This is a genomic window from Planctomyces sp. SH-PL14, from assembly GCF_001610835.1.
In the GTDB taxonomy this organism is placed as follows: domain Bacteria; phylum Planctomycetota; class Planctomycetia; order Planctomycetales; family Planctomycetaceae; genus Planctomyces_A.
In genome coordinates, this window is sequence record NZ_CP011270.1 from 4,430,554 (window position 1) to 4,448,578 (window position 18,025).

Below are 18,025 nucleotides of genomic sequence, written 5' to 3' on the forward strand. Positions count from 1 at the left end.
GACTCACCGCTCGCCTCACATCCCCGCGGGTTGGTGAAGGGGCATCCGGCACGTTGTCCGCGCTTGGCACGCGTTCCTTCAGACAATTCTCGACGAGACAGCCTCCGGCGGGCAGGGGGTGGCCCCTGCACGCCACCAGGGTGCCCCTGGACCCGGTGGAGGGATTTCAGCGCCGCGTGAAAACAAAAGAGGCCGAAACGGTTTCCCGCTTCGGCCTCAGGCTCGAATTCAAACGGCTTGCGGACTCACTCACGCGTACTCGCGGTTCTTGATGATCCCCGGCAGCGGAATCGGATACTTGCCGTTCGGGTCGGCCATCAGCGGCGAGTCCGAGGTCAGCGTCAGCTTGTCGATCTCCGGGGCGAACTCATGGTCGCCGTGCAGGAAGTCGTCGAGCGAGATCTCCTGGCCGGTGTGGGCGGCCATGCGGCCCAGCGACGTCACCGCGCTCGCCATCACGCCCCGCTCGACTTCGTTGTAGGGCTTGTCGTTCTTGATCGCTTCGACGAGGTCGTCCCACTCGAGCTGGTACGGGTTCGTCTCCGGCTGCGGGTAAGCCCACTTGAGCTTGTCCTTCGACAGGTTGTGGCCGTCGTAGATCCGGCAGCGGCCCGGCACGTGGCCGGAGGTCGAGATCACGCCGACACCCTTGGAGCCGTGGGCGTAGCTGGCGAACTCGTTGTAGCAGCCCGGGACGGTCCGGCCTTCCATGTAGAACTTCGTCCCGTCCTTGAACGTGTACTCGATGGCGTAGGAGTCGAAGTTCTGGTCGACCATGTCCTCGCGGTAGTGCCGGCCGCCGACCGCCTGGGCCTTCACCGGCCACTCGTTCTTCATCCAGCAGACTTCGTCGATCGTGTGGATCAGGAAGTCGCTCACCGCGCCGCCGCTCAGCCACAGGAAGCCGTGGAAGTTGGCGATCTGCCACAGGAGCTCGCTCTTGTCCCCCTGCGGACGGGGCGGCACCGCGGCGGTGGCGGTCGGGCCGGCCATGCGGTAACCGCGGAGCAGGACCAGGTCGCCGATCTCGCCGTCCTGGATCCGCTTGTGCAGTTCCTGGCGGGCGCGGCAGTGGCGGACCATCAGGCCGACGGCGACCTTGAGGTTCTTCTCCTTGGCCTTCTTGTTCAGCTCCAGCATCCGGGCGCTCGTCGGAGCGTCGACGGTCACCGGCTTCTCCATGAAGACGTTGAGTCCCTTTTCGATGGCGTAGGTGTACTGGACCCAGCGGAAGCCCGGCGGGGTGGCGAGGATCACGATGTCCCCCGGCTTGAGGGCGTCCATCGCCTGCTTGTAGCCGTCAAAGCCGATGAACTTCCGTTCGGCCGGGACGTCGATATTGTCCTTCCCCTCGAAGGTCTTCTGGAGGTTGTCGTAGCTGTACTTCAGCTTGTCGGGATTGACGTCCGCCATCGCGACGAGCTTGAGGCCCCCCTCCTTGACCGAGAGGGCGTTGGTCGCCGCCCCGGTGCCGCGTCCGCCGCAGCCGACGAGGGCGACCCGGATGTTGCTGTTCTCGGCCGCGAACAGCCGGGCTCCGCCGGCGCCGAGCAGCGTGCTGGCGGCGGCGATCGACGTGGATTGCTTGAGGAACGTGCGACGCGAAGTGGTCATCAAGGGCTCCTGGCGGGAGGCTGAGGTCTAGGGACTTGTGAGGTCAAGGGTCTAGTGGACGAGGGTCTAGGGATCAGAGGGAGGAGAGCAATGGCCGGAGGTGAGAGGTCGGCCACTCTGGCGAGAGTCGCCTTTCTGCTCCCTAGACCCTCGTCCCCAGTCCCTGGACCACTACTCCGGCGGATCCTTCTGTTCCGGCTCGGTCTTCTCCCACTTGGCCGCCTTCTCCTCTTCGGAAGGCTCGACCAGCGGGCGGACGACGCGGAAGCCGACACTCAGGGCGTCGGTGTGGTACCAGATGCTGCGGGGGTTCTGCGGATCCTGATCGCTCCACTCCTCAGCCGAGGCCATGCGGGCGGCGCTGCGGAGATCGGCCGGCTCATGGTCCCAGCCGCCGCCGCGGACGACGCGGGGATAGACGGTCTTGGGAATCGCCAGTGGATTCTGGACGACCGTGCCGGACTGCGGCGCGGCGGCATAGAACTCGGGGATGTACTGGTCGAGGACCCATTCGGCGACGTTGCCGTGCATGTCGTAGAGGCCCCACGGGTTCGGCTTTTTGAGGCCGACCTTGGCGTACTGGCCGCCGCTGTTGCTGTTCTGCCAGGCGTAGTCGTCGAGCTTGTCCGGGTCGTTGCCGAAGCTGTAGGCGGTCGTCGTCCCGGCACGGCAGGCGTATTCCCATTCTGCCTCGGTCGGCAGGCGGTAGTAGCGGCCGGTCTTGGCGGAGAGCCACTTGCAGTAGGTCCGGGCGGCGTGCTGCGTCATGCAGATCGCCGGATGCTTTCCCTTCCCCATGCTGAAGCTCATGTCGGTATAGGGCTCCGTGGGACGGGTGACCGCATCGGCCACGGCGTCGCGCGGGGACGGCTGGAGCTTCGTGAACTTGCGGCGGAGGATGTCGATCTCCTCGCCCCACACGTCATAGGCTTCCCAGGTCAGCTCGTACTTCCCCATCCAGAACGGGGCGATCTCGACGTCGTGCTGCGGGCCTTCGTCGTCCTTGCGCTCTTCTTCGGTCTTCGAGCTCCCCATCAGGAACTTGCCCCCCTTGATGGGGACCATCTCGATGTTGACGCCGGCGTGCTCCAGGACCTCCTTGTACTCCTTCATCTCGTCCTGAGTCTGGGCGTCCACGTTCGGAAGCTTGAGCGGAATGGGCCGGGCCGGGCCGTCGGCGGAGGCCGAGGCGACCAGACCGGCGAAGCTCAGAACGAAGAACGCCGGCCAGCGAAGCGGGTGCCGGCCGGAAGCGGGAGCGAGCGGGGTGGGGAGCGCGACCATTGTGGAGCGGAGACCTGTCGGGGACAGGAGTTGTGGAGGAAGAAACGGGCCGTCGATGCTACAGCGGCGCGTGGAAAATGTCTCGCGAAGGATCAGGGAACTTGGATGGAGATCACGTAACCTTGGGGGGGAAGCACGCCGCCGGCCGCCCTCTACTGCGGGCTTGCGAGCGGAGAGAGTGGGGATGCAGGGGGACTCTCCTGATTGGTGACCGTCCCTCGCTGGAGACGCCTCCACGAGGAAACGGTCCAGGCCACCAGACGTTTCCGGTCCCCACCAGCCACCGGACGAAATCCGCACACACGCTCACGTTTGGTTCACAATCCTTGTTAAGATGAGGCTTTCGAAATTCCGGGGAGTCGGCGGCGGATGAGATTCGAGGCAGTAGGCTGTCGGCAGGCTGCCGGAGAACGGACCAGTCCGTTGCGGATCGGAACATGGCTGCAGGCCGTCGCCGTCGCGATCCTGGGGCTGGTGCTGTCCGGCTGCGGCGGGTCATCCGCTGACCGGGACTTCGGCGGCGCGCTGACGATCAAGCTGGGTGACGAAGGGCGGGTCCAGGTCGGCGAGTGGAATCCGATCTCGATCCAGGCGGCCAAGCCCCCGGCGAAGGCGGTCCACCCGGAGGTGATCGCGGCCGATCCCGACGGTCTGCCGGTCCGCTTCCTGTTGCCGGACTTCAAGGATGGCGTCTCGCGGGGACGGTTCCTGATCGGCCAGATCAGCAGTCCGATCCGCGTCGAATTCGTGCCGTCCGAAACGCCGGATGCGGCACCGATCCATACGGTGACTCTGTCGGAACGCAATTCCGACCTGCGGTTCCTGAAGCCCGACGTCCGGCTGTGGGGGATCTTTGAGCCCGACACGGGCCTCCGGTCGGCCATCGATAAGTTCGTCGAGGAACTCCGAGACGCCAAGGGGGCCGATGCGAGCTCTCCCGTGGAAGTCCGTTCGGTCTCGCCGACGCAGCCGGGGGACTTCGACGGACTCGACGCCCTGTTCGTCGGTGCCGACACGTTGCGGAATCTCGCGTACGGCGCGGGGCAGACCGGGGACGCTCTCAAGTCGTGGCTGGCCCGCGGCGGCCAGCTTGAGGTCATCGCCCGCGGGGCGCCGGCCGATTACGACGCCCCCGCGGTCAAGGACTGGTTTCCGATTCAGGTCGACGCGCAATCGGCCCCGATCCGCTTTCGCGACCTCGTGATCCTCAGCCAGGGGGTCAACCGCGGCCTCCTGAGAACGCCCCGCGAGGGAACCCCCGGCGTGCGGATGACCGCATCCACGGGACGGGTCCTGGCGACGAGCCTGGATGGCGACCTCCTGATGCGGGCCCCCTACGGACAGGGGAGCGTCACGATGCTGGCGATCAACTCCGACGAGCCTCCGCTGCGGGACTGGGACGGACTCCCGGCTCTGCTCGCCGGGCAGGTCGACTACGACGTGAAGCGCGAAACCGCCCGGCAGCGGACGAACCTCAACCCGACCGGCATCTCCGATCTCCAGACCCAGGTCCTCCGGACCACGAACCAGTTCCCCGAAGTCAGCCGCCCCTCCTACTGGAGTTCGCTGGGGCTGATCGTGGTGGCATTCCTGGTGATCGGCCCGGTCGACTACTTCCTCGTCCATCACCTGCTGCGGCGGCCGCACTGGACCTGGTTCACCCTGACCGCCTGGGTCGCGCTGCTGACCTTCGTCGGCGTTTCGTACGCCAACCGGACGAGCGGCACCGTTCCGCTGGCCAACCAGGTCGAGATCGTCGACATCGACGAGACGCTCCATCGCGTTCACGCCCGGAGCTGGTTCACGCTCTACAGTCCCGAGAGCCAGCGGGTCGACATCACGGTCGATCCGGACAAGACGTGGCCGGTCCGCGATATCCGGGACCGGGAAGTTCGCTGGTCCGGCCGGCCGGAGGCGGGCTTTCGGGGGATGCACCGTCCCGGCGGACTGAGCAGCGGCGAGGCGGGCTACACGCTCCGCGAAGGATCGGACGGCGCGTCGATGATCGAGGCGTTCCCGCTGCGGGCGGGGTCGACCTGCGACATCGAGTCCTCCTGGAGCGGCACCCTGGACGAAGCCCAGGTCGCCGGTGAGCTGGAAGGGGACCTCAAGAGCCGCTTCCAGGGGCAGTTCAAGGTCAACCTCCCGGGGCCGCTGACGGACTGGTTCATCGCCTACGGGCGGTTCGCCTACCACGCCCCGCTCGAGCGGCGGGCGTTCGGGATCATGACCCTCAAGCCGGGGACCTGCGTCGACATCAAGGACCTGCAGGCCAAGATGCTCGGCGACTACCTGACCGGCGTGATCTCGACCTCGCAGTTCCGCAAGAACCGGGTCGACAGCGACTACGTCTTCACCCGCGAGACCTACGACCCGACCGGCATCGAGCCGTACGACATCTTCAAGATGATCTCCTTCTACCGGGCCGCCGGCGGGAAGAACTTCGTCACGCTCACCAACGGGCCAGTCATGGGCCTGGACCGTTCCGGCGTCGTGTCGAACGGGCATGCGGTCCTTTTCGGGCGGTTGGAGATCCCGGCCTCGCAACTGACCGTCAAGGACGCCTCCCCCAAGCTCACGGCGGAGACGTTCGTCCGTGTCGTCCTCCCGGTCCGCCAGATCGAGACCGACTTTTCGTTCCCCGCCCCCCCCAAGTAGTCATCCGCGGCGCGCACCCGCGCCGTGCCGAGGCGTTCCGTGATCGAGACCCGAAAACTGACGAAGCGTTACGGCAACCTGATTGCCGCCAACGAGATCAACCTGAGCCTCAAGGAAGGGGACGTCTTCGGCTTCATCGGCCCCAACGGGTCGGGGAAGACGACGACGATGCGGATGATCGCCACGCTCCTCCAGCCGGACTATGGCGAGTGCTACGTCTGCGGGGAGTCGATCTACTCCGACCCCGCCAAGATCCGCCGGCTCGTCGGCTACATGCCCGACCTGTTCGGCGTGTACGACGATATGACGGTCATCGAGTACCTGGAGTTCTTTGCCGCCACCTACCGGATCAACGGACCGTCGCGGCGGAAGGTGTGCGAGGAGAAACTGGAGCTGGTCGACCTGTCGTTCAAGCGGGACGCCATGGTGAACCAGCTCTCCCGCGGACAGACGCAGCGGGCGGGGCTGGCCCGGACGCTGCTCCACGATCCGCAGGTGCTGCTGCTCGACGAACCGGCGAGCGGTCTCGACCCGCGGGCCCGGATCGAGATCCGTCAGCTGCTGAAGCGGCTGGGGGAGATGAAGAAGACCGTCATCGTTTCCAGCCACATTCTTCCCGAGCTGGCGGACGTCTGTACCCGCGTCGGGATGATCGAGAAGGGGATCATGGTCGCGGACGGCTATGTCCATGAGATCATGGCCCAGGCCCGCCGGGCGATCTGTCTCGACATCGAAGTGACCGAGCGGCCGGAAGCGGCGGCGAAGCTGATTGAGCAGCACGGCGAGATCGAGTCCGTGACGATGAAGGGGCAGCGGATTGTCGTGGCGCTCAAGAAGGACGTCCTTGACTACAGCTTCCTTCCGACGCTCCTTCTGGAAGCGGGCTTCCGCCTGAAGATGTTCCGCGAGGAAGAAGTGAACCTCGAAACCGCGTTCATGGAACTGACGAAGGGGAAGCAGCAGTAGTGCGGGAGGGAGGATCCGGGGTGCTCCCCTGCGGATCGACGCTTCCTTCCCTGAGGCATCTTCCTATCCTGAGTCCTGACTCCTGACTCCTCGATCCTTCCTTCGTGCTCCTCCCCATGTCCGCCGTCACTCCCACCAACATTCGCGCCCTCAAAGACCAGCGGATCCTTGAGGTGACCTGGCCGGACAAGACTGTCGACCGGTTCCCCTTCAAGTTTCTGCGGTGCGAGTGCCCGTGTGCCGGCTGCGTGGATGAGATTACCGGCGAGCGGTTTCTGGATCCGGAGACGATTCCCAACAGTATCGTCCCCGATGAGATCGGGTTCGTGGGCAACTACGCCCTCAAGATCAAGTGGAGCGACGGCCATTCGACGGGTCTTTACTCCTGGGCGATGCTGGGCAAGCTCCGCGGCCAGGGTGAGTCGCAGGGCTGATTCGTCCTTGCCGGCACGACGTGATAGCTCAAACCCAACGTGCCACGGCAGTCTGGGGTCAAGGGGGCCACGCCCCCTTGCCGCCGGAGGCATTCCGGTGAGGAACCGTGGGACATAACGGGCGTCCCCTTTGTGGTACCGGCGTTGAGGACTCACCCCTCGCTCCGGAATCCGCGCGGGTTGATGTCGGGGCATGCGGCACGTTGTCCGCGCTTGGACAAGCACTCCTTCAGACATCTCTCGACGGCCAGGCCTCCGGCGGGCAAGAGGGCGTTGCCCCCTTGCATCCCCCACCAGGGGTGACCCCCTGGACCCCGGATGGGGCGCGCGATCAATACGCGACTCCGCTACCATGCCCCCTTTCCACCACGAGATCCAAACACAATGGTTGACTGGCTCCAGGAAGTCTGGAAAGGACTCGCCAACGACTTTCGCCTCCCCAGCGGAACCGAAACCGGACAAGTCCTCGGACGCACCCTCGTCGCCGCACTCCTCGGCGGCGTCATCGGCAGCGAACGGATGCACCAGGGCAAAGAAGCCGGACTCCGGACCCACGCCCTCGTCTCCCTCTCCGCAGCCTTCTTCGTCATCGCCCCCCAACAGGCCGGAGTCACCAGCGAAAACCTCAGCCGCGTCATCCAGGGAGTCGCCGCCGGCGTCGGCTTCCTCGGGGCCGGAACAATCCTCAAACGGGAAGACGAGAACCGCGTCCGCGGCCTCACGACCGCCGCCAGCCTCTACTTCGCCACCGCCATCGGCATCGCCGCGGGACTCGGCCGGGAACTGGTCGCCGCCCTCGGAACGGCCGCCGCCCTGATCGTCCTCCGACTCCTTCCGACGAGCGACGACCACACTCCGGAAAAACCCGGACAGTGAGGCGGTTCGCGGCAGTTCTGCTCTCGACTCCGAGTCGATCGAGCGGCTAAGGGGAGCGAGTCCCCCGCGGGAGGCGGAGTTGCCTCAATTCGGGCCGGTCAGGGTCCGATGCAACTTCCGTGTCACACCGCGCAATCGGGCCAAGGTTCGGCAGGATCCGCAGGAGAGCGGAGAGCGGTGGATGCATCAGGGAGGAGTTCGGCGATGCGGGGAGCGCAGTTCTTTCGTCGTTTCGTAGGACGGGGACCGTCGATTCCCGCGGACCGTAACCCCGCGGTCGGAAGCGGCCACCCGTTCACTCCGTCCGCCTTGCGGGGGCTGCGGCGCTCCCGGACATGGAAGCGATGCCTCTACACCGCATCGTTCTGGGCGGCGGGAATTGCCGGAACCGCCTCGGCGGGAACGTTCTTCGTCACAAACAACAACGACAGCGGCATCGGGTCGTTCCGCCAGGCGATCCTGGACGCGGAAGGGAACGCCGGAGCGGATGACATCGTCTTCGACGACAACGTCGGAACGGTCACCCTGGGCTCCCCCCTGCCGACGATCACGCAGGACCTGACGGTCAGCGGCGGGACCGGGAATGCCATCGACGCAGGGGGCGTGCGGTCGGTCTTCGTGCAGTCGGGCGTCTTCAGCGCGACCAACCTCGCCTACTCGGACGGCACCACGATCAACGGCGGGACGGTGGCCATCGTCGATGACGCCAACCTCGGTGACGCCGCCGGCGGCGTCACCTTCGACGCCGGCACGCTGCGGACCGACGCGGGAGTCACCTCCGCGCGCGACATCGTCATCGACGCGGGCGGCGGGACGATCAACACCAACGGATTCAACTCGACCTTCTCAGGAAACATTTCCGGGAACGGCGACCTGACAAAGTCCGGCGACGGGACCCTGATCCTGTCCGGCACCAATTCCGATGAGATCACCCCGACATGGTTCGGAGGGACCACGGTCACCGGGGGTACCCTGCAGATCACAAACCAGGTCAACCTGGGGACCGGGACGCTGACCCTCGACGGCGGGACCCTCCGTCAGACAACGAGCGACCTCTTCGACCGGAATATCGAACTCGGCTCGGCCGGTGGGACGATCGACTTCCAGAACGGCTCGGCCACCGTCAGCAGCACAATCAGCGGCTCGGGCGCCCTGACGATCGACGCCGGCGGGGGCCTGTTCCTCTACGGCAACAACACCTACAGCGGCGGGACGATCATCGAGTCGGGACTCGTCCTGGTTCAGGACGGAGCCAACTTCGGCACCGGAGACGTCGAGTACAACGGCGGGACCATCATCGTCGGCGGGACCGACGTCGTCTTCAATCAGAACTTCGACGTCACCGGCGCCCGGCAGTTCCGGGCCACAAGCCTGAGCACGACCTTCGCGGGCGATCTCACCGGCACCGGATCCATCAACTTCAACGCCGCCGGCGGTCCCTCGGTGTTCCTCCTGGAAGGGACCAACACCTACACCGGCGGGACCAGCATCACGGGCCTCGGCTCGGTCCTTCGCCTCAACGGCGGGACGCTCGCCAGTACCGGCTCGCTCAGTATCAGCGGCGGGGCCACGTTCGATCTCAACGGACAGACCCAGACGATCGGCACGCTTTCGGGAGCGGGGGACATCCTCCTCGGCTCGGGGGCGCTGACGACCGACACGTCTGACGATTCGGCCTTCTCCGGGGTCATCAGCGGGACCGGATCGCTGACCAAGGCGGGGATCGGCGAACTGACTCTCCTGGGGACGAACACGTATTCGGGCGGGACAACATTCCGTGGCGGCACGATCGTCGTTTCGGACAACGCCAACCTCGGAGATGCGGGAGGGGAGCTGACCTTCGATGGCGGAGCGCTCCGCATCACCGGCAACTTAACGGCGGTCAATCGCAACACGACCCTTGAGGCCGGAGGTGGAACGCTCGACGCCGTCTTCGGGGAGGCGGTGATCTTCAGCGGACCGATCACCGGAGCGGGAGGACTGACCAAGACCGGCGGCGGCTATCTGTTCCTGGATGGGGCTAACAGCTATCTCGGCGAAACGTCGATCAACGGCGGCGCGCTGGTCATCGGCTCCGACGCGAACCTGGGAGCGGGCGCTCTCGTCTTCAACGACGGGATCCTGCAGACGAATAACAGCATGACGATCGACAACGAGGTCGTCTTCAACTCGGGAGACGCCAACTTCCTGACCAACAGCAACGACGTCACTCTGTCGGGGAACATTTCCGGTGACGGAAGGCTGGTCAAACTCGACCTGGGAACTCTCACCCTGACGGGGACCAACTCGTTTACCGGCGGAATCGACGTCCAGCTCGGAGCCGTCCGCGGCAACACCGACAGCCTGCTGGGGGACATCGCTCTCTCCTCCGCGGCAAGTTCCGTGATCTTCGACCAGGCGACCGACGGCACCTATACCGGCACCCTGAGCGGGGACGGCGCCGTCACGAAACTGGGCACGGGGCGGCTGACCCTCACCGGAACGAACACCTATCTCGGCGGAACGACGATCAACGGCGGCGCGCTCGTCATCAGCGACGATGCCAACCTCGGCGACGCGTCCGGAACGCTCTCCCTCGACGGCGGAACCCTGAGCGCCGTCGGATATTTCGAGATGAACCGGCTCACCACCCTCGGAGCCGGCGGGGGAACATTCGAGACGCAGGACATCGATGATGACCTGACACTGCATGGTGTCATTCAAGGCTCCGGCGGACTGACGAAGACCGGCGACGGCTTCCTGGAACTGGCCGGAACGAACACCTACCTCGGCGGCACGACGATCAACGGCGGCTACCTCGGCATCAGCGACGACACCAACCTGGGGGACGCGTCCGGAGCCCTCCGCCTCGACGGCGGAACGCTGACCACGTTCAACAGCTTCGAAATCGCGCGAAACATCACGCTCGGCGCCGGGGGCGGAGCGTTCGAAGTCTACGATGACTTCGACGAGGTGACGCTCAGCGGGACCATCGACGGCGTCGGCGGCCTGACGAAGATCGGCTTCGGTCTCCTGGAACTGACCGGCACCAACACCTATCTCGGGGACACGACGATCCACGAGGGAGGACTGGCGATCGACTCGGACGCCAGCCTGGGGGACCTGTCGGGAGACATCCACATCGGCCCGGGAGCGGCTCTCGGGCTCAACAACGACATCACCACGGCCCGCGACGTGACGCTCGATCTCCTCGGCGGCATCGCGACGCTCGGCGGCACGAGCACCTTCACGGGGGTCATCAGCGGCAACGGGATCCTCAGCAAGCTCACGGAAGGGACCCTGATCCTCGACGGCGCGAACACCTACGACGGCGGCACGATCGTCGACGAAGGGACGCTCCGGCTGGGGACGAACGGATCGCTCGCCAGCACCGGCAATCTCCTGATCCTTCCGGACGCGACGTTCGACCTCAACGGCCGGACGCAGACGGTGGGAGCGCTGTTCGGCGAAGGTTTCCTCCTGCTCGGTTCCGGAGCCTTCACGACCGACAGCGACGACGACGGCCTCTATGGAGGTGTCATCAGCGGAACGGGCTCGTTCACCAAGGCCGGTGATTCGGTCCTCGAACTCTACGGGATCAACACCCACACCGGCGGAACGAACATCAACGGCGGCGGCCTGATCATCACCGACGACGCCAACCTGGGCGACACCGCCAGCGTCCTCTCGTTCAACGGCGGCTTCCTCCACACCTACGACGCCATCACGTCCCAGCGGAACGTGATCCTCAACACCCTCGGCGGCACCATCGATACCGAGGGATACGACTCCAGCTTCTCGGGCAACTTCTCGGGACTGGGGGGCCTCACCAAGGAAGGGGATGGACGGCTCGAACTGCTCGGCACGAACGACTACGCCGGATCGACCGTCATCAACGGCGGCAACCTGGCGGTCAACGGCTCGCTCACCAGCGACGTGTTCGTGAACCACGACGGGATCCTCTCGGGGAACGGCCAGGTCGGCAGCGTTGTCAACGACGGCACGGTCGGTCCCGGGAACTCGATCGATACCCTGCAGATCGCCGGCAACTACTCCCAGACCGCCAACGGGATCCTGGAGATCGAGATCGAGCCGGGCAGCGGCAAGACTGACGTCCTGGAGATCACCGGCACCGCCACGCTCGCCGGCACGCTCAACATCACCGGCGGCGGGAGCACCGGCTTCTCCGTCAACCAGACCTATACGTTCCTCACGGCCACGGGGGGCGTCAGCGGCACGTTCAACCCGGTCACCGAGGACCTCGCGTTCCTCGGTGTCGTGCTCGACTACACCGACCCCAACGCCGTTTCGTTCACCCTGGCGCTCGACGGAACGACGTTCGCGAACGTCGCCGACACGCCGAACGAGAGCAGCGTCGCGGGGACGCTCGACGCCATCAGTCCCGGTGCGACGGGCGATACCGCGCTCCTCATTCAGGACATCCTGAGCATGACCGCTCCGGAGGCCCGCGCGGCGTACAATCAGCTCAGCGGCGAGATCTTCGCCAGCAGCTCGGCCGCCTCGATCGAACAGGCCCAGTCCACGCTCCGCAACGTGGCCGAGCGCCTCCGCCGGATGGGGGCCGACGAAACGACCGGCATCGCGATGCGGATGCCCTCGCCCGATCAGGCCTTCTCCCTCGTTTCCAGCGGCGACTCCTCCGCCCACCAGGACGTGATCCGGCTGGCCAGCGGGACCGGAAGCGCCACCCATGTGGCTCGCGGGGCGACATTCGAACAGACCCTCGTCCAGTACCTCGAAGAAGACGTCTACTCCGCCGCCCGGACCTGGGATGGCTGGATCGAGGGCTCGGGCCAGACCGGCAACTTCGCGAGCAACGGCAACGCCGCGGCAACCCGCTACGGATTCGGCGGCACGAACTTCGGCGCCGGCTACTACCTCGACAACAACACCATCGTCGGCGTGCTGGGAGGCTACTACAACAGCAACGTCCGCGGCGGCGGCTCCGGGGCGGACCGGGCGGAGGTCGACACGACGCAGGTCGGCCTCTACGCCCGCACCAGCTTCGGCCAGAACTACGTTCTCGGGATCGTCAACTACGGCAACCAGGACTACGGCACCAACCGCGTCGTGAACATCGGTGGCGTCGACCGCAGCACGGCGGCCAGCTACGGAGCCGACCAGTTCGGAACGCTCGTCGAGTACGGCCAGAACCGGTCGCTGGGGAACTTCGTGCTCCAGCCGCTGGTCTCGATGCAGTACATCAACCAGCAGACCGACGGCTACACCGAACAGGCGACCGGCGGGGGCGGAGCGACGCTCGATGTCGCGGGCCGGACGGACGATTCACTCCGCGGCGCCCTGGGAGCCCGGCTGCTGCTGCCGTTCCTGCACGAGAGCGGCCGGAGCTTCGTTCCGGAGATCCATGCCCGCTACATGTACGAGTTCCTCGACAGCAGCCAGAACATCGGGGCGACCTTCACCAGCTCTCCCGGAACGCCGTTCACCGCTCAGGGGGTCAGTGCCGGGGAGAACTTCTTCGTCTACGGCGCGGGAGCGTCGTACATGCTGACGCAGTACGTCAGCCTCTACGGCCACTACATTGGCCAGGCGACGAGCCAGCTCACGTCGCACACCGGAACCGGCGGTCTCCAGGTCACCTGGTAGCCGCTGGGTGAGAAGGCTCCTGAGTCGGAACGCATCCGAGGGAGCCTGTCATCGATTGCCGAACGAGTCTCCTCGCTCGGTGACTCGTTCCAGTTTCGACGGCAGATACGTGGGACGGTTGGAGCCGTCGCTCCCGGGGTTTCCGAGCGCCGTCACCTGAAACGGTTCCGCGTTCGACGACACAACCTCGCGCCCGTTGGCCACGTCGTCGTCGATCTGCTGAAAGGCTTTCCGCAGCGCCGCGACGCACCGTTCCGGTGGGACGATCTGAATCGTCGAGTCGGCAGGGTGAGGCTGGAAAACGACCTCGTCCGGATTCAGCGTCGCCGCCGGGATCAGGAGCGTTCGCTGGGGCCGGGGATCGTTCTGCAGGTCCACGAGGCTTTCCTTCACATAGAACTCCACGCCGTCCGCCGGGTGGTAGTCCTTTCCGGGAATCCGAACCCCCTTGATCTCCCCGCCCGGACCGAGGTCCAGCACGGATGAGAACATGCGGCTGGGGCGGTCCGGCGTGTGGAGCGTGCCGTCCGTGCTGAAGATCAGGTTGGGGCTGCTGGAGAAACTCCCTCGAGAGCCACCCTGGCCGACGGGACCCTGCGTCGACCAGCGGACGCCCGCGAACTCGCGAGAGACGTTGATCAGATTGACGCGGAACCAGAGCGGGCGGGTCTTCAGATCGCCCGGAAGCTGCAGACGCAGCCGGCCCTGGAGCGGCTCCGGCGCCGCCGGAGGACAGGCGAAGGTCGCGGTGTAGGATTCGCCGGGCTGAATCCGAACGGTCGACAAAGTCGCCTCCTTCCACGGAGCCACAATCCTCAGCACATACACTCCGTAGCGAACCCGCTCGAACCGGACTTTTCCGTCCTCGCCCGACGTCCCCGCCATCGGGGGAATGTCCGACTGCGTCCCCTGGAGCGACAGCCGGACCTGAAACCCCGCGGCGGGGGGGCCGTCCATCGCGGATTGCCGCAGCGTGATCTCGGCGGGATTCCAGTCGGACGGCTGATCGAGCTTCCCTTCCAGGGTCGTGACCCGTTTGGCCATCAGTTCCCGCGAGGCCCGCGCCTCCTCCAGGGCCGCCTGGGCGGACGCCGTCTCGGCCCTGGCCGATTCGATCAGCCGCGCGCTCGCCTCCCGGGACTCGCGGCGGATCGCGTCGAGCTGTTCCGCGTGGCGCCGCGCCTGCTCGGCGGCATCGGCGGCCATCCGCTGCTGGAAGTCGGCCATCATCGCCTGCTGGCGAAGGAGCTGCTGGAACAGCACCCCGGCGACCGTCCCGCCGAGGACCATCATCGCCAGCGCCAGACCGAACACGAGTCGACGAGTCATGATCTTCTCCCGCATGGCGTCCCACCACAGCCGCAGCGCGAGCTGGGCCGGATTGCCGAACCGCTCCAGGGCCCGTTGTTCGGGAGTCGCGGCGACTCCCGACGAAACGGCCGCCTGTCTCTGCCGCTCCCGGTCCAGAGCGCACCGCAGATGGTCCCCCAGCTCGTCGAGGATGTCTTGGCGGAGCGACGCCGGCTCATCGTCGCGCGGCGGCGGGAGGTCGGCGGCGATGTCGTCGGGACGGTGAACCATGTTCGGGAACGACGCCCTCGCTGGGTGCTCTGAAACGAAGTCACTCCGATCCGGCCGCCGCGGCAGGGGTCATGGGAGTCGGCGAGGAAGTGCCGCGGCGCAGAAGGGGCAGCTCCCCTCGCACCAGCACGTCGGCGATCTTGTTCGGGACTGTGATCTCGTAGTCGGACTTCTCTTTGAACGCCTGGAGCACATCCCGCAACAGCCGTCCCCCCTCTTCGGTCAGCTCAATCCGCAGCGGCTGGCCATCCCCTTCCGCGACGACGGAGATGTGCGGCCCGACCGAGAACGGCTGCTTGAGATGGAAGATGACCTTCGTCGGGTGTGGGCCGTCGTTCGATTCCCCCGCCACCAAGGTCAGAGGGAAAGCGTAGGCGCCTCGGGCGTCGACCGTCCGCTCCACACAGAGAGAGACCATGTCACCGGGAACCAGCTCCTCGCCCGGCCAGCGGACTCCGAGATCGTCCCCCGCCTTGTCCCGGACTTGAAAGGGCTCAAGCTCGTCAATCTTGTCCGACGAGCCGATGGCACCGTCGGTCCCGACCAGGGCCATCGTGGCGTTCCCCATGAACTTGCCGCGGTTCTCCAAGGTTCTCCAGCGGTGGCCGGCGACCTGTCGCTCGCCCTGACCGAGACGGAACTGGACAAAGAGTTTGAACTGTTGAAACTCCGGGGGGACCACGAGCCGCGGCTTGACCACCAGCGGCCGCGGCGCCTGGAAGGGGCAATCGATCGTCATGCTGACCGCCGCGCCGGGATTGATGTTGATCTCCCGCGTCAGGAACTCGCCCCAGGGGGCCTCGACTTTGAGCGTGTACCGGCCGTACCGCACGAGAGGAAATTTCACGAAGGGCGTGTCGTCGGTCCTGGCCTCCCAGGGGGGCATGCCGGTCGTGTCCTGCTGCCGCGCGAGATAGACGAGGTAGCCGGGCCGGAGCGAGGTTCCGCTCTCCGCTGAACGAAGCTGGACTTCGACCGGAACCCACTCGACCGACGTCTCGGTCCGGGGGGCCGCGGCGCCGCGGGCCTGTTCGTTGACCCGGCGGAGGGTCTCGGCCATCTCCCGCTGCTGCGCCAGGATCGCCTGATTCTGCGACGAGAGCGTCCGGACGATGAAGAACATGCCGAAGCATGTGGCCCCCATGACGAAGATGGCGGCGAGGAGCACGAGTCGCTGCATGAAGAGGCTCTCCTGCATTGCCTGACGCCACAGCTGGAGCGCGATGGCGGGGGGACTTCCGAATCGATCGAGGACACGTTGCCAGGGAGACGTTCCGGCCGCGGACGGCGTTATCTCTTCCCGTTGTCGCTCCCGCTCCAGCGCGCAGGCCAGGTGGTCCGCCAGTTCGTCCATGATGTCCCTCCGCAGCGACGCCGGCTCGTCGTCCCGCGGGGGAGGCCACTCGGCGGCGATGTCGTCAGGACTGCGCATCAGGTCGTTCCGCTCCAGGCCCTCACGAAACGTCAGGCGGCTCCGAACTCCATCCCCAGGACCCCGTTGACGCCGCTGGCGAACGCCTGCCACTCGGTCCGCTTGTCCTTGAGGGCCTTCCGGCCGACAGGGGTGATGCGGTAGTACTTGCGGCGGCGGCCCTCCTGCTCGGTCCAGTAGGACTCAAGCCACGCCTGCCGCTCCAGGCGGTGCAGCGCGGGGTAGAGGCTTCCCTCTTTGAGATCGAAGTAGCCCCGCGAGCGGTCGAGGACGGTCTGGGTGATCTCGTAGCCGTAGGACGGCCCTTCGGCGAGGAGATCGAGGATCATCAGGTCGAGCGTCCCCGCCAGCAGTTTGGGATCCATCTCAGCACTCCATACATCGGCCAGCTAGGTATGTAGCCTAGACGGGCTAGGTATGGACTTCAAGAGGAATCTCACGCTCGAGTTTCATTTCGCAGCCGCCACAAACGCCCGGCTCTCCTCCTATCTGTGTGCATCTGTGTTTATCTGTGGCTCAATTCTCTTTGGTCTTTGGCCACAGATGAACACAGATAAACACAGATCAGAAGAAACCGTTCTGCGAACGGACGCGACCGGTGGCCTAGCGGACGGGCAGAGCGCGATACAGACGCAGCAGCCCGAGCAGAATCAGCGTGCCCCCAATCACGGCCCCAAACAGCCCCAGCAGGATGATCGGATCGCCGAAAATCCGGCGGACCGCGAACGTCGAGAAGCGGTCATCGCGGGCCTGCGTCGGCGCGAGGACCACTTCGAACATCCAGATCGCCTTCCAGAAGAACATCACGACGAGCGCTCCCCCGGCCAGGAACGGCCCGTAGGGAAGGAACCTCGCCCCGCCGCGAAGCTGGGTCACCATCGCCCCGGCGACGGCCAGAATCGGCGCGATCAGGAACGCGATCACCACCGGCTGCCAGCCGACGAAGGCCCCGATCATCGCCATCAGGCCGATGTCTCCCGAGCCCATCGCCGACTCGCCGAGCACCCACGACGACAGCGCCCGGACGAGCCAGATCAGTCCACCGCCGACGACATACCCCGCAATGCTCCAGGCGAGGCCATGCAGGTGCTGGTGCGTCTTGAGCCACTCCGGCAGATACGGCCCGCGGATCTGCTCGACCGCCTGGTTCCAGTCGACCCAGACATGGGCCATCTGGAGGTCGCCCGAGATCGCCGCGAGAACGATTGCCGCCGCCGTCCCCCAGCGGAGGACGAACGTCGAGATCATGTAGTTCGAGAGATCCGTCGCCGTGATGACGACGAGCGTCGCGATCAGGATCCCCTGATAGAGTGCCCGCCCCGCGCCCCACAGCTCCGTCGGCCGGACCTCCGGCGTGGTCTGGCACTGGCCGACCAGGATCTGCCAGCCGAGAGCGGCCGCGAGCAGCCCCGCGGCGATCGCCAGCACCATCGGCCAGCGGCGGATCGGGAGTTCACAGTCTCCGAACGCCCGCCGCGTGAGAAAGCCGGCGAGCACCGCCGCCAGAAGGCCGGCGCTCGCCGCAATCACAGGTGGTCCGGGAACGGTCACTCACTTCTCCCGCTGCCCACAG

The 18,025-nt window shown here is 66.1% G+C and carries 11 protein-coding genes; 5 read left to right on the forward strand and 6 right to left on the reverse strand.

The window, feature by feature from the left end; all coding sequences use genetic code 11:
* Positions 1-249: 249 nt before the first annotated feature.
* Entirely contained in the window at positions 250-1,614 is a 1,365-nt protein-coding gene (locus VT03_RS17165) for a Gfo/Idh/MocA family protein (protein ID WP_075094115.1), read from the reverse strand.
* 171 nt (positions 1,615-1,785) lie between these two features.
* Entirely contained in the window at positions 1,786-2,898 is a 1,113-nt protein-coding gene (locus VT03_RS17170) for a formylglycine-generating enzyme family protein (protein WP_075094116.1), read from the reverse strand.
* A gap of 423 nt (positions 2,899-3,321) precedes the next feature.
* Between VT03_RS17170 and VT03_RS17175 the strand changes: the two genes are divergently transcribed.
* The 5 genes from VT03_RS17175 (at position 3,322) to VT03_RS17195 (ending at position 13,439) form a co-directional block, all read left to right on the forward strand.
* Positions 3,322-5,556: a hypothetical protein gene (locus tag VT03_RS17175; RefSeq protein WP_075094117.1), complete on the forward strand. Its 2,235-nt coding sequence runs from the start codon at positions 3,322-3,324 to the stop codon at positions 5,554-5,556.
* 39 nt (positions 5,557-5,595) lie between these two features.
* On the forward strand, positions 5,596-6,522 hold the full coding sequence (locus VT03_RS17180) for an ABC transporter ATP-binding protein (protein ID WP_075094118.1): 927 nt from the start codon (positions 5,596-5,598) through the stop codon (positions 6,520-6,522).
* 116 nt (positions 6,523-6,638) lie between these two features.
* A complete protein-coding gene (locus VT03_RS17185; protein ID WP_075094119.1) occupies positions 6,639-6,956 on the forward strand; it encodes a DUF971 domain-containing protein in 318 nt (105 codons plus the stop codon).
* 384 nt (positions 6,957-7,340) lie between these two features.
* Positions 7,341-7,832 carry an MgtC/SapB family protein gene (locus VT03_RS17190; RefSeq protein WP_075094120.1) on the forward strand — a complete coding sequence of 164 codons (492 nt, stop codon included), beginning with the start codon at positions 7,341-7,343 and terminating at the stop codon, positions 7,830-7,832.
* Between the two features lie 204 nt (positions 7,833-8,036).
* A complete protein-coding gene (locus VT03_RS17195; protein ID WP_197488981.1) occupies positions 8,037-13,439 on the forward strand; it encodes an autotransporter-associated beta strand repeat-containing protein in 5,403 nt (1,800 codons plus the stop codon).
* 48 nt (positions 13,440-13,487) lie between these two features.
* On the opposite strand, the gene VT03_RS17200 is transcribed toward VT03_RS17195, so the two are convergent.
* The 4 genes from VT03_RS17200 to VT03_RS17215 all read right to left on the reverse strand — a co-directional run bounded on the left by VT03_RS17200 (position 13,488) and on the right by VT03_RS17215 (position 18,003).
* On the reverse strand, positions 13,488-15,020 hold the full coding sequence (locus tag VT03_RS17200; protein ID WP_075094122.1) for a hypothetical protein: 1,533 nt from the start codon (positions 15,018-15,020) through the stop codon (positions 13,488-13,490).
* 40 nt (positions 15,021-15,060) lie between these two features.
* Positions 15,061-16,452 carry a hypothetical protein gene (locus VT03_RS17205; RefSeq protein WP_075094123.1) on the reverse strand — a complete coding sequence of 464 codons (1,392 nt, stop codon included), beginning with the start codon at positions 16,450-16,452 and terminating at the stop codon, positions 15,061-15,063.
* 32 nt (positions 16,453-16,484) lie between these two features.
* Positions 16,485-16,817 (reverse strand): PadR family transcriptional regulator, encoded by a 333-nt coding sequence (locus VT03_RS17210; RefSeq protein ID WP_075094124.1) that lies wholly within the window; start codon positions 16,815-16,817, stop codon positions 16,485-16,487.
* Between the two features lie 238 nt (positions 16,818-17,055).
* A complete protein-coding gene (locus VT03_RS17215) occupies positions 17,056-18,003 on the reverse strand; it encodes a prepilin peptidase (RefSeq protein ID WP_156514565.1) in 948 nt (315 codons plus the stop codon).
* Positions 18,004-18,025 lie beyond the last annotated feature (22 nt).

Bases quoted from the DNA above. Each gene is read 5' to 3' on its own strand.
- VT03_RS17205 (WP_075094123.1), bottom strand. From the start codon at position 16,452: ATGCGCAGTCCTGACGACATCGCCGCCGAGTGGCCTCCCCCGCGGGAC.
- VT03_RS17200 (WP_075094122.1), bottom strand. From the start codon at position 15,020: ATGGTTCACCGTCCCGACGACATCGCCGCCGACCTCCCGCCGCCGCGC.
- VT03_RS17165 (WP_075094115.1), bottom strand. From the start codon at position 1,614: ATGACCACTTCGCGTCGCACGTTCCTCAAGCAATCCACGTCGATCGCC.
- VT03_RS17210 (WP_075094124.1), bottom strand. From the start codon at position 16,817: ATGGATCCCAAACTGCTGGCGGGGACGCTCGACCTGATGATCCTCGAT.
- VT03_RS17170 (WP_075094116.1), bottom strand. From the start codon at position 2,898: ATGGTCGCGCTCCCCACCCCGCTCGCTCCCGCTTCCGGCCGGCACCCG.
- VT03_RS17185 (WP_075094119.1), top strand. From the start codon at position 6,639: ATGTCCGCCGTCACTCCCACCAACATTCGCGCCCTCAAAGACCAGCGG.
- VT03_RS17195 (WP_197488981.1), top strand. From the start codon at position 8,037: ATGCGGGGAGCGCAGTTCTTTCGTCGTTTCGTAGGACGGGGACCGTCG.
- VT03_RS17190 (WP_075094120.1), top strand. From the start codon at position 7,341: ATGGTTGACTGGCTCCAGGAAGTCTGGAAAGGACTCGCCAACGACTTT.